The organism is Shewanella sp. 3_MG-2023 (genome assembly GCF_030548765.1).
Lineage (GTDB): Bacteria > Pseudomonadota > Gammaproteobacteria > Enterobacterales > Shewanellaceae > Shewanella.
This window is the reverse complement of sequence record NZ_JAUOSH010000008.1, coordinates 37,323-50,949: the sequence shown is the minus strand read 5'-3', so window position 1 is coordinate 50,949 and position 13,627 is coordinate 37,323. Positions and strand designations below refer to the sequence as shown.

General features: G+C 40.6%; 7 protein-coding genes. All 7 read right to left on the bottom strand.

The genetic code is table 11. The features are described from left to right. Positions 1-8 precede the first annotated feature (8 nt). Positions 9-443 carry a thioesterase family protein gene (locus tag Q4591_RS06375; RefSeq protein ID WP_102438032.1) on the bottom strand — a complete coding sequence of 145 codons (435 nt, stop codon included), beginning with the start codon at positions 441-443 and terminating at the stop codon, positions 9-11. A 179-nt stretch (positions 444-622) separates the two neighbouring features. Beyond that, positions 623-4,405 carry an EAL domain-containing protein gene (locus Q4591_RS06370; RefSeq protein WP_303460017.1) on the bottom strand — a complete coding sequence of 1,261 codons (3,783 nt, stop codon included), beginning with the start codon at positions 4,403-4,405 and terminating at the stop codon, positions 623-625. A gap of 231 nt (positions 4,406-4,636) precedes the next feature. Next, positions 4,637-5,110: an NYN domain-containing protein gene (locus Q4591_RS06365; RefSeq protein WP_102438036.1), complete on the bottom strand. Its 474-nt coding sequence runs from the start codon at positions 5,108-5,110 to the stop codon at positions 4,637-4,639. A 27-nt stretch (positions 5,111-5,137) separates the two neighbouring features. Continuing rightward, a complete protein-coding gene (locus tag Q4591_RS06360) occupies positions 5,138-8,239 on the bottom strand; it encodes a multidrug efflux RND transporter permease subunit (RefSeq protein WP_303460014.1) in 3,102 nt (1,033 codons plus the stop codon). Then, positions 8,239-9,363, bottom strand: coding sequence for an efflux RND transporter periplasmic adaptor subunit (locus Q4591_RS06355; RefSeq protein WP_303460011.1), 1,125 nt, complete (start codon positions 9,361-9,363; stop codon positions 8,239-8,241). Before Q4591_RS06355 ends, Q4591_RS06360 begins: the two co-directional genes overlap by 1 nt. A gap of 379 nt (positions 9,364-9,742) precedes the next feature. Next, positions 9,743-10,897: a hypothetical protein gene (locus tag Q4591_RS06350; RefSeq protein ID WP_102520088.1), complete on the bottom strand. Its 1,155-nt coding sequence runs from the start codon at positions 10,895-10,897 to the stop codon at positions 9,743-9,745. Between the two features lie 541 nt (positions 10,898-11,438). Continuing rightward, on the bottom strand, positions 11,439-13,106 hold the full coding sequence (ettA, locus tag Q4591_RS06345; RefSeq protein ID WP_102477180.1) for an energy-dependent translational throttle protein EttA: 1,668 nt from the start codon (positions 13,104-13,106) through the stop codon (positions 11,439-11,441). Positions 13,107-13,627: the final 521 nt, after the last annotated feature.

The following is a 13,627-nucleotide window of genomic DNA, read 5'->3' as shown; positions in this document are numbered from 1 at the left end:
CTAAATAGCTAATCTTGACCAAATTGTGATCGTAACTGTGCGATCAGCTCAACTGGCATCGGCGCCATTTGTCGTTGTTGATTCATACAAACCATTTCTATGGTCGCTGTCACAGCAGGCTTGTTAGCATTAGGTCGCCAAATTTCCTGTTGCCACACAGTACGATATTTACTTTCAAAATAATATCGAGTGCGAACATCAACAATATCTGCAAACTCAACCCCATCATGACAAAGCATATCGGTGCGATACACTGCAAATCCCAATTGTTGTAGCTGCCATAAGCTATTTAGTACATCGGCCCCAATAACATGCTCTCTGGCTCTTTCGAAATACTTTAAAAAGTTAGGATGATACACAACCCCAGAAAAGTCGGTGTCTTCATAATAGATTTGCACCGGAAAGTGAAATATTGGGCTATATGCTATTGTTTTTGTGCTCATTCGCTACTCAGTTAGGCTGATTTGGTTATTAAGGTAAAACGGATGCTTATTGTCACCTATTTAAACCACTTTAAACAGACTCTTGCTGTTGATATACCTCAGTTACATACTGCTCAGACCTGCAACGATATTGCATTGTGAGTAGCTTTAAGCATCACAGTCAAACTGATGCTTAATTTTTAGCTGACCTTTTGTTGCATAGACAATGGCAGTAATTGTGTTTCCCCAGTAAGCATTTGGTAAGCGCTTTGCGCGTTGACCGCTGGGCTGAAGATATAACCTTGGCCTACATGACATTGATACTGAATTAACTTTAATAATTGCAGCTCGGTTTCAATACCTTCGGCAACAATTTGCATATTCAAGTCCTTACCGAGATTAATAATGTTTTTAAGTACATTACCAGCCGCTTTGTTATCGATAAAGTTATCGATAAAGCCTTTATCAATCTTTAAGGTATCAAGCGGGAAATGGGTCAGGTAATTCAATGAAGAATAGCCTTTGCCAAAGTCATCTAAACTAATCCTGATATGCAGTTGATGCAGCTGGTTAAGTACTTTTTCAGCGACTTCCACGTTTTCAATTAATAATGATTCGGTAATCTCGAGCTCCAGTTTCTCGGCAGGAAAACCTGTTTCAACTAAAATCGCTTCAATTTGCTGGCAAATATCCGGCTGTGATAGTTGCACTGGCGAAATATTGACTGAAATATTGCCACTTAATAGCCCTTGCTGATGCCATTGATTGCCGGTTATGCAGGCTTGTCTTAATACCCAGTAGCCGATCTCAATAATTTGACCGTTACTTTCAGCTTCTGGAATAAAGCGATTAGGCGGGATCATGCCTTCTTTAGGGTGAAACCAACGCAGTAATGCTTCAAAGGAGCTGATCTCACCGCTGACTAAACAGACTTTCGGTTGATAAAATAACTCAAATTCACCATTCTCTAATGCCAGTTGCAGTTGCTGTTTGATAGTGATTTTTTCTTGCAGGGCGATGGAGAGCGCCTCATTAAAAAAGTATGCACTATTACGGCCTGCATGCTTGGCGGCATACATTGCCGTGTCGGCGTGCTTTAGCAAGGTCTTAGCATCTTGGCCATCTTCAGGGTAACAGGCGACCCCAATACTCGCTGAAGTACTGATCCAATGCTGTTGTACCTGGTAACCGCAATTAATGGTTGCTCTTATCCGTTCAACAATAGTCACTAATTGAGCCAACTCACCAGGGTTTCGAATGATAATGGCAAATTCATCGCCACCTAATCGAGCTAATAAGTCATCCCTTTTTATATTGGCTTTTAAACGCTGACTGACCTGAATAATAAGCTCATCACCAATGTCATGGCCCATGGTGTCATTCACTTCTTTGAAATAATCAAGGTCGATAAAAACAATGGCTGCGTGAGTATTTTTAATGCTAATGGACGCTTCAAGTTTGCTATTAAATTGGAAGCGATTCGATAACCCCGTTAACGCATCAAAGTTCGCTCTTTTTCTAAGTTCAGTAATTTTTTGATGGCGAGTTAATAGGTATAAAAACAGTAATAAGGCACATATTATCAGCAAGCTAATAATGGCGTAATGCCACCAAGCTTGGTTTATTTTAAAAGCAAATATGGCTTGATGAGGGCTCCATAGGCCGTCGCTATTACTCCCTTGTACGATGAAGTTATATTCACCGGCACTGAGGTTAGTATATGTGGCAGTGTTGGTGTTACCGACATAGGTCCACTCTTTATCAAACCCTTGCAGCATATAGCGATACTGGTTTTTAGTGGGGGCACTGAAGTCTAATGAGGCAAAGGTAAACTGGACCATATTTTTTTGATAATCTAGGCTTAACTTAGCGAGCTGATTATTACTATTAGGGCCAATATATTCTTGGTTAGCAACAAGTGCCGAAGTAATATGCACTTGAGGCTGAAAGTCATTTCTTGTTAGCTGCTGGGTGTCAATTTTAAAGGCACCATGATTAGTGCCAATAAGTAACTCGTGGTTTCTTATTGCTATTGCACCATCTGAAAATGAACTGTCTTTTTGAGTGATGGCACTGGGGTATTGGGTGATTTTATTGGTTTTTGTATCCATGTGCGCAAATTTAGCTTGCGAGGTGATCCATAAATTTCCTTTACCATCACCCACCACGCCCTTGAGGGTATTGCTGGTAAACCCATGCTCTTTGGTGAAGTACTGGATGTTTAATTCATCACTCCATTTCTCGCCAATCTCAATTTTAGCCAGCCCTAACCCTTGAGTGGCAACCCAAATAATATTATCTTCATCTTGGTAAATTGTGACGGTGCGAATATTTTCAACCTCACTGCCTAGAGGCAAGTGTTTCACTTCATCAGTTTCAGGGTTAATTCGGAAAATAGCATTGGTTGTGGCCATCCATAATTCGCCGTTATGAATGATTTTCTTATCAAAGGCAAAGTTACCTCCAGAGCGATATGCATTATCGTAGTGCTCGAAATAGCGCTTTAAAATGCCTTTATCAGGATTGAACAGTATTAAACCCACGTCTAAATAACCGCTTATCCAAACATTGCCTTTGTTGTCAGGTATGGCGAGGTAAAACTCATTACTGGGGAATCCATGGGGGTTGTCAGAGCTATTACTAAAATGTCTTAAAGTATCATTATCAATATTATACTGTGATAAGCCATTGGCACCCGCTATCCATAAATTGTTTTGTTCATCAACAATGGTGCTATAGGGTTCATTGATCACAGCATCTGTTATTGGCGCTATGGTAATTGTTTCTGTGCCAGCGTTAATCTTATCGATACCTTTATCAGTGGCTATCCATATATTATTTTGTTTATCGGTATCAAACCAATAAACGAAATTACCTGATAACTCGGGTTTAAAAGGGTGAGGGCGATATAATCGAGAGCCTTGTTTAAAGCTTGAGTAGCGCGATACACCATTGCCAGTGCCGAACCAAATACCGTTTGAATAATCGATTAAGATGCTTGCAACGTAATCATCAGCAAGTGAATTATCATTATAATCTTGATGTTTGATATGGCTGAAGGTCATGGTATCGAGTTGTAATCTTGTGGCACCATGATCGTGCGCAATCCACAGGGTATTGTTATCTTCTGCGGTAATGTAAAAAATTTGATTTGAAGCGAGTTGCTGGGAGGAGGGATTATCCCCTTGATGTTGAAATACCTCAGTAGCCAGTGTTTCAGGGTTAAACTTGATTAAGCCTGTTTGATAAGTGCCAATCCACACAAGGCCATCTTCAGCCTGAAACACGGTCGATAAGCTTCCGTCAAAGATCTCTTGGGTGCGCTTATCGTTAAAATTGACTAATTCCAGTTTCTGCTTCAGCCGATTTACCTTGGCCAAGCCAAAGTCTGAGGTTACCCAAATGTTATGGTTACTATCGTAAAAAAAGCCTGCGATAGAGGTATCATATGCTTTATCCGTTTCAACTTCATAGAGGAAGTAGGGGGTAAAGGTTTGAGTGTCTATATTATAGTGACTGACACCAGAGCCGGTGCCAAACCATAGATCGTTATTATCATCTTCAAATATATCTATTATCCAACTGGAACCTAAGCCATTACTTGATGATTTCATATCATGAATAATAATCTGATTATCTGTGGTTAACTGATTTAGACCATCTTCGGTTGCTATCCATATATCACCATTTGTATCCTCGTGGATTTTAGTGACGTAATTGTTTGATATATGGTGTTTATCATTTAATGAAAATTGGAAATTGGTGAAGTTAACCCCATCATAGCGACTGGCACCCGCATCGGTACCAAACCAGATAAAGCCATTTTTTTGTTGATAAAGGGTAGTAATACTCGAAGAAGGTAGACCGTCACTGATGGTCAGGGTTTCTAATCGAAATTGTTCGCCATAGCTTTGAGGCGTAAAAAAAACAGTGACGCAGGCGCAAGTGATTAACAATACAAACTGCTTTAACGCTCCAAACATCGACTAGCCTCAATTATTATTATTTTTTATTAATGAAGTTCGCTAGTAATTCTACATAAATTTAGAAGTGATGTAATGCGGATAAACAGCACAATATGGGAAGTGAGCACTGTGACCATATAGGAAAGCCTAGTTAGTTGTTTATATTGGTATTTTAAAACATACTAGCCAGCTTATATATGTGTATATATTTGTTTACACGAAGCCGAAGAGTGATGAAAAATGTGACAGTTAAAGTAGCAAGTCATGGTTAATCGCGATATGGCTGCCAGTGACATCAAGCAGTGACTTTGCTGTTAAAGGCGCAACGCTGATCACTTGGGTATTACAGCCATATTTTTGTGCTACTTTGGCAAGCAATAAATCAAAGTCACCATCGCCAGACAATAAAATTACCTTATCGACATGCTCGGCAATATCAAGAATATCTATGGTAATTCCTACATCCCAGTCGCCTTTGGCGCTGCCATCACTGCGCTGAATATAAGGTTTGAGTTTGACTTCAAAACCTATGTGTTTTAATGCATCTTGAAACTTTCTCTGACCGTCGTCTGCAGGGGCAATGGCATAAGCAATAGCATGTTCAATGTGATATTGCTGACTCAGTAATTTATATAAAGCGCGGTAATTGAATGAGCGCCCAAAAGCTTGTTTACAGGTGTAATAAATGTTTTGTACATCAACAAAAATAGCCACTTTTTCCATTTTTACACCTGTATTAAAGTCATTAAGTTAAGGTCGTTGTTTTTGCGCCTCAATAGCATCATTGAGTTGTTGTTCAACATACCCGGGTGAATGCGTTGCCCCTGAAATGAGTCGATACATGGCAGGAATAACTAATAAGGTCACTAGAGTAGCAAATGCCATCCCAAAGAACACTACTGTACCCACAGCTATTCGACTTTCCGAGCCTGCACCTGTTGACATAATGAGTGGAATTGCGCCGATTAGAGTGGTAAAAGCAGTCATTAAAATCGGTCTTAAACGACGAGCTGAGGCGTCGATAATGGCTTGCTCTATTTCAAGGCCTTTATCTCGCAGCTGGTTGGCAAACTCAACAATCAAAATACCATTCTTAGTCACCATACCAATGAGCATTATCATGCCTATCTGGCTATAAATATTTAACCCCTGACCGGTTAAATAAAGCCCTAAGAAGCCGCCAAAGATCCCCATTGGTACGGTAAACATCACCACTAATGGGTTGATGAAACTCTCGAACTGCGCCGCCAGAACTAAATAGGCAACCAATAGCGCTAAACCAAATACGATAAATACGCTGCTCTGGTTTTCTTTAAAATCCTTCGACTCACCGGTATAGGACACATTTATATCACTGGGGAGCATCTCAATGGCTTTTTGGTCCAGAAAATCTAATGCTTCACCGAGTGTATAACCCGCGCCTAAATTCGCCTTTAAGGTTATCGATTTTTGTTTATTTAAATGGCTTAGTTTTTGCGCTGAAGCCACTTCATCAATCTTGGTAATGGTATCAAGGGTGATAAGTTCACCGGTTTTAGTGCGCATATATATCTGACTCAAATCAGCCACGCTATTAAAACTATTTTCATCACCACGTAAGTAAACATCGTATTCTTCACCGCGTTCGATGAAGGTGGTTTCACTTTTGCCGCCCAGCATAATTTCTAAGGTGTCGGCTACTTCTGAGACACTGACGCCCAGCTCTGCAGCGCGTTGCCTATCAACACTCACCAGTAATTCGGGGGTGGTTTCTGCATAATCAAGATCAGCGCCTTCTAGAAGTGGGCTATGATCCGCTTCAAGTTGCAGTGCCTGTGCCCATTTAAATAGCTCCTGATAATTAGAACCACCTAACACAAATTGTACCGGCTCACTGGATTGGCCTCTAAAGCCAGGCAACATTGGCCGAACCATAACGTCAGCAATGCCATCAAGTGCTTTAGCGATAATGCCTAAAGATTGCTGGGCATTAATATCACGGTCTTGCCACTCTTCTAATTGGATAATCACAAAGCCGGTCTGGTCGCCTGCGCGGCCACCAAAAGCAGGCGCTTGAATACTAAATGACTTAATAACACCATCGCCTAACATGGGCAGTAGTCGCTGCTCGACAATATCCATGTTGGCCGCCATGCGGTTATAGCTGGTGCCTTCAGCGCCTTTAACAAAAGCAAACATTACACCGCGATCTTCTTGTGGTGCTAGCTGTGCTGGTACTTGGTTGAGTAACCAGCCACTACCAATCACACAAGCAATAATGATAATAGGCGCGATATAGCGGTATTTCACCGCTTTTGAAACCAGCTTACGGTATTGCTGCTCTAGGCGCTCAAAAAGGTCATCAACCCACAGATTAAATCGATTAGGTTTGACGTTAGCCTTAAGTAATTTACTACCAAGTACTGGGGTTAAGGTTAGGGCAATGAGTGATGAAAACAGCACTGATACAGCCAACATGACTGAGAATTCAGTAAATAGCAGCCCCACCATGCCCTCCATAAAGGAGATAGGTAAAAATACCATGACCAGTACCGCTGTGGTTGCCATTACAGCAAAACCAACCTCACGGGCACCTTTGTACGCGGCAAGTATCGGTGGCTCACCTTTTTCGAGGTGATGAAAAATATTTTCTACTACTACAATTGCGTCATCGACCACTAAACCAATGGCGAGGATCAGTGCCATTAAGGTTAACAAGTTGATTGAAAAGCCAAAGCTATTGGCCGCAATAAAAGCAGAAATTAATGATACCGGAACCGTCACCGCAGGGATCAATGTGGCTCTCACTTGGCCAATAAAAATGTATAGCACCAGTATCACTAAAATAGCAGTGATAATAATAGTGTTATACACCTCATCAATAGAACGAGATATAAACACGGTAGAGTCATAATCTACCGCGAGGGCTGTGCCATCAGGAAGAAACTGTTGAATGTTATCAACCTCTTGATGAACCAATTTAGCGACATCCAAAGGGTTAGCATCTGATTGGGCAATAATGCCTAAACTAAGGTTAGGAACACCATTACTTTTAAAGGTTGAGTTTTCATTCTCTGCACCGATAAATACATCAGCGACGTCTTTTAGATAAATAGGACTGCCATCTTCTGCAGTACGTACAACCAAATAATCAAAATCATCTGGATTATTATAAAGTCTGGCCGTTCTCACAGTCATAACAGTGGTGTCATTACGGACCTCACCACCTGGGGTTTCAACATTTTCAGTATTTAAAGCAGAGACGATATCATTGGCTGACACGTTACGCCCGGCCATAAGTTCAGGCTTTAACTGAACGTACATGACTTTATATAATCCACCAGTGATTGAAATAGAACTCACTCCGGAAATTAAGTTAAATCTGTCCTCTAGCACCCGTTGGGAGTAATCAGTTAACTGGGTCCTATCCATCGTCGATGAGCTTAAATTGACATAGATTGCCGGCTCGCCAGAGCCATTGTCTTTAGAGACCACAGGATCATTAGCTTCATCAGGTAAGCGTCTTTGCGCGCGCGCGACAGCATCACGAACATCGCTTACCCCTTCGGTTAAATTCCAGCCTAATAAGAAGGTTACAGTAATGCGCGACATGCCATTGCGGGTTACTGAGGTAATTTCATCAACACCACTGATACCGGTTAATTCATCTTCAATGGTGGTGGTGATCTGGCTTTCCATAATGGTTGCCGAGGCGCCATCATAGGTGGTCATTACAGTTACCACAGGGCTTTCTACATCAGGCATTTCTCTGATTGAAAGCTTAGACAGTGATACCAGTCCAAATACCCCTAAAAGCAGGCTCAGTACGATGGCGACAACAGGGCGTTTTACCGAAACGTCAGAAAGCCACATTAACTTTTCTCCAATTCAGTGGTTAGCATTGCGCTGTCATCTTCTTTAGCGATTTTCTCAGTGGTTGAGTTGGTTTGTAAAATATCGACACTGACACCATCACGCATATTGACAAGTCCCTGAACCACCACATTGTCGCCAATTTTAAGGCCATTTGAGATCAACACTTCATTATCAATACGGGCACCAAGAATGACTTCAGTACGTTTAGCAATGTTGTTCTTTCCAATCAAATAGACAAAGCGTTTAGTACCTGAGTATTCAATAGCCTGTACAGGAATGACTGGCTCAGCAATCGCAGGAAAGTTAAGTGTCGCCGCCATCATCATTCCCGGCTTGAGTTGACTATTGGAGTTATCAAACTGCACTCTAACTCGTAAATTTAAGGTGTCTTGATTAATGCGGGAATCAATGGCGGTAATCTCGCCGCTAAAGACTTGTTCAGGCCAGGCTTTACTTTGTGCCGCTACAGGCATACCAATGGATAACATAGATAAATAATGCTCAGGCACTTGCAGGTCGAGTCTCATACTAGAAAGGTCGTCAAATGCCAGTAACTCGGTGCCGACAGCAATCATTTTACCTACACTGAAATCAACTAAGCCAGCGGTGCCAGAAAAAGGCGCATTTAATGAATGGTAATCAAGTTCTGCTTGGGCAGCGGCTAAACGCGCCTGAGCTATATCTACACTGGCTTGTTGGGCATCGATTTCAGTTTGGGTAATGGCATTACTTTTAACTAATTTTTGGAACTCTTTGAGCTTTCTTTTTTCATCAGCAAGGTAAGCCGCGGCTTCTGCTGTTGCCGCTTTGGCTTTGGCGTCGTCTAATTGAACAATGATTTGCCCAGCTTGAATATCTTGATTGGACTGAATATTAATTTGACCGATTTGCCCAGCCACTTGCGAAGAGATATACACTGATTGTTCAGCGTCGAGTTTACCAATCAAAGACAGTGATTGAGATAATTCATGTTGCTCTACAAGCCCTGTAACAACCGGAATAGATTTTTGGGCAGGGCCTTTTTGAGACGGCGTAGCTTTATTGGCTTGTGAAAAATCACTATAGATGACTGCGGCAGCAACTAAGCTGCAAATGACAATAAGGGGAAGTAATTTTTTCATAATAGAACTCGATGACTCGTTGCTGAATTGCGGTCTATATTAATAAATAATTAGCCATATAAGCGTAAATGAATGTAAAGCAAAGAAGATAAGAGTGTAACTGAACATTCCGATAACAAGCTTATCAACAGTTCGTTGCAACTATAGGCGATTAGCTGATCATTTTGTAATGAATAGATAACATTAGCTTGGCTTATGTTGTTGGTGACTTTTGGTGTTCGACATTGTTACTGTGACAATTTGCTAGCTTATGATATTAACAACCTGCGGCTTAGTTATTCTTCTCATTAAAATAGCTCATTAAGCTAAATGCACTTAAATAAAAAAGCCACTTAGGTAATACCTAAATGGCTTTTTTTACTCGCAGCTTATAGGGCTATTAGTCGAAGTTTTTTTCATGCTCACTATTAGCGGGTTCAATACCCATAAAGTATTCATAACCTTTATCGGTTAAGCTTTTTTTGGAGGTGGCGTTCGCTTGGTTATTGGTATTAACCTGTTTAGGCTTCATTTTTATAACTTGTTTTTTACTGTCTTTGTTTGGCAAGCTGACTAGGTCATTTTGTCGAGACATATTATTGAAGTTATAGTTAAAAACGCCGTTTCCTTGAATGAACTCAACACTCGATTTATCTTGAGACTGGTATGATGCCAAAATGCCATGTTGCCCTAATGGCACCTCATGAAATAATTCTCGGCCTGTACCGATTTTTACCCCATCAATAAACCAATCAGCAGCGACATTACTCACTAAGGTGATCATGGCTGATTTTAACCCTAGCTTTTCATTAATGAGCGAATCAATTTTACTGTTATAAGAAGGCTTGAAGGCCATCTTGATCTTGTAGTTTAAATTACCACTCATGTTCATGCTGGCATCAATAACATCGTATGAAAGCAACACGCTACGATCATTTAAGAATGGATCCGTTTTAATGGTATTAGTGACAATGTAATTTTCAGAATCTTTAAGACAGTCGTTTATTGATTGGAATTTAGAACATAACGTCGAACCGTCTAAATCAACAGTTTGGACAGTATCTGGTTTTGATACATCAGCGATTAGACGTTTGGTAATATCACTTTTTAAGGCGGCTAACTGCTCATCTTTATCGGTACGTTTAGTATTAATGGCATCGTACTCGGCCATAATAGTCTTGTACTCTCTACGAAGTGATTTGCCGTCAATATCATATTTGGTTTCTAACTGGTCAATTTTAAGCACCAGTTTTTCGATATCTTGGTAATAAGCATTAATGTTTGAGCGCGATAAAATTTTAGCCGGTAGTTTTGAGATAACGTGATCATACTCAGTTTTCTTACTCTTTATTTCAACACTGAGAGCATGATAATCAGATTCTTTTTTCTTATGAGTCGATAACTTGTCATTGGCAGAAATAAGTAAGCTGTCAATGTTGTATTTTTGCTCAATTTCTTCAAGTGCTTTAGTTTCACTGCTGGTAATAATTTCTAAACCAAATGAGCTGCTTGCATAAAAGCATAAAAACATAAATGTTATTCGACTATATCTCACTGATTTCTCCGTTTTTTCTTAATTTTTTTGGTGTATAGCAATTGCGCCATAACAAATGGTCAACAGTAAAACAATCCGTCAATAATTTTATATTACTGAAGTTGGTATGTCTTTACAAATAGATTGTTGTTTTTGAGTATTTTTTACAACATCGCCACAGCTCACGAAAATTAATTCATCTAGGCCATTTTTATACACTAAGGGATAAGTTGTAAATGATTTTTAAGCTGTTGTTAATTAGTAAAAATAGTCCATATGGATGATGAGTTTGGCAAGGGGCGGATAAACATGAACATAACGGCGCCGCTGCAATATGGTTTGGCGAGTTGTTAATATTTAAATTGTTTTTGGATATGAATTAATGGTGTCATTTTTATGACATTAATCAACAAAACTGCAGCTTTAACCTGTTTAGTGAATTTTTTAGTCATGAGATATAAAAATGCTCCTTTAGACTATTTACTTAAAAATGGGTAAATCGTCATAAGGAGCATTTATTAACTTGCATCACCATTGATAGGTATCGGCAGTGACGCGATTGTTATTTTGCAATGCGTTTGTATTTCAAGCGGTGCGGCTCAATGGCTTCTGCACCTAAGTTTTCTTTCAGCCAAGTGGTATATTCACTGTAGTTACCTTCATAGAAGTTCACTTGGCCTTCATCACGGTAATCAAGAATATGGGTAGCGATTCTGTCTAGGAACCAACGGTCATGGGAAATAACCATGGCACAACCTGGGAACTCTAATAAAGCTTCCTCTAGTGCTCGCAGCGTTTCAACATCCAAGTCATTGGTTGGTTCATCGAGTAATAACACGTTGCCGCCAGCTTGCAGTAGTTTGGCTAAATGAACCCGGTTACGCTCACCACCTGAAAGAGTGCCAATGATTTTTTGCTGATCGCCACCACGGAAATTAAAGCGGCCTACGTATGCACGACTCGGGATCTCAGTATTGTTGATCCGCATGATATCTTGACCGTCTGAAATCTCTTGCCAAACTGTGTTCTTATCATTCATTGAATCGCGGAACTGTTCAACTGAGGCTATTTGCACTGATTCGCCGACTTCAATGCTGCCGCTATCCGGTTGCTCTGCACCTGAAATCATCTTAAATAAGGTTGACTTACCTGCACCGTTAGCGCCGATGATACCAACAATCGCGCCTTTTGGCACAGCGAAGGTGAGGTTATCAATTAATACACGGTCGCCATAAGATTTTGTTAGGTTATTAACCTCAATAACCTTGTCGCCTAAACGAGGCCCCGGCGGGATGAATAACTCATTTGTTTCATTACGCTTTTGGTAGTCATTGGTGTTCAATTCTTCAAAGCGAGCCATACGGGCTTTGCCTTTAGATTGACGACCTTTAGCACCTTGACGTACCCATTCTAATTCTTTTTGAATGGTTTTTTGGCGGGCGCTTTCAGTGGCAGACTCTTGTTGCAGGCGGGCATCTTTTTGCTCAAGCCATGATGAATAGTTGCCTTCCCACGGTATACCTTCACCGCGGTCTAGCTCTAAAATCCAACCTGCGGCATTATCCAAGAAATATCTATCATGGGTAATCGCTACAACGGTGCCAGTGTAATCTTGTAAGAAGCGCTCAAGCCAAGCTACTGATTCAGCATCCAAGTGGTTGGTAGGTTCATCAAGGAGCAACATGTCAGGTTTTTCAAGTAACAAACGACAAATGGCCACACGGCGACGTTCACCACCAGAAAGCACTGCGATTTTTTCATCCCAATCCGGCAAGCGCAGTGCATTAGCGGCGCGCTCTAATACCATATCAAGGTTATGGGCATCTTGAGATTGAATAATGGCTTCAAGTTGACCTTGCTCTTTTGCAAGCGCATCAAAGTCTGCATCAGGTTCTGCGTAAAGTGCATACACTTCATCAAGACGGGTTAGTGCATTTTTAGCTTCACTGACTGCTTCTTCGATCGCTTCACGTACGGTTTGCGATTCATCCAGCTTTGGTTCTTGCGGTAGGTAGCCGATTTTTAAATCTTGCATCGGGCGAGCTTCACCTTCGATTTCGGTATCTAAACCGGCCATGATACGAAGTAGCGTTGATTTACCTGAGCCGTTTAAACCCAGTACACCAATCTTGGCGCCAGGGAAAAAACTAAGGGAAATATCTTTAAGGATTTGTTTTTTAGGTGGAACAATTTTGCCCACTCTAAGCATGCTGTATACAAACTGAGCCATTTTTATATCTCTTTGACTGGGGGATCGAACTAGGAATAGCACTAATTCTACTCGAATCGAGCAACAACTTAAAACCGATCTTTTTGCCGTTAGCTGTTTACGGTTTTTTTGAAGGAGACTTATGTTGCTTTAGTGGTCACTAAGCAGGGTTTCTGTCAGCTAATAAAGATGATTTTGTGAAATATTAAGCGGAGTGCTTATTGAGCCGTGACAGTCTAATTAATTTGTTGCTAACTCAAGATTATTTCATTGAATCCGCATTTTGCGGGTTAAAAAGTGATATTCGTGACTATTTTCACTGTTCGCGTTGTTATTTTTGTTGATTCATTTTTTAGAAAAGAGTTTTCTTAAAATTGTCACAAGGTTATGAAACTAAGCGTTAATTTGGATTTTTCTATGAAATACAATTGCCGAACAACTCCATACAAGAAAATACAACTAACACAAGTGCAGTTCATGACGAATTGCAACTAATTTCATGTTTCAAATGCTGGGATTGTGATCAATTGCGCTGTATCATA

Coding starts and splice junctions, on each gene's coding strand:
- Q4591_RS06365 (WP_102438036.1), bottom strand. CDS start 5,110: ATGGAAAAAGTGGCTATTTTTGTTGATGTACAAAACATTTATTACACC.
- Q4591_RS06375 (WP_102438032.1), bottom strand. CDS start 443: ATGAGCACAAAAACAATAGCATATAGCCCAATATTTCACTTTCCGGTG.
- Q4591_RS06355 (WP_303460011.1), bottom strand. CDS start 9,363: ATGAAAAAATTACTTCCCCTTATTGTCATTTGCAGCTTAGTTGCTGCC.
- ettA (WP_102477180.1), bottom strand. CDS start 13,106: ATGGCTCAGTTTGTATACAGCATGCTTAGAGTGGGCAAAATTGTTCCA.
- Q4591_RS06370 (WP_303460017.1), bottom strand. CDS start 4,405: ATGTTTGGAGCGTTAAAGCAGTTTGTATTGTTAATCACTTGCGCCTGC.
- Q4591_RS06360 (WP_303460014.1), bottom strand. CDS start 8,239: ATGTGGCTTTCTGACGTTTCGGTAAAACGCCCTGTTGTCGCCATCGTA.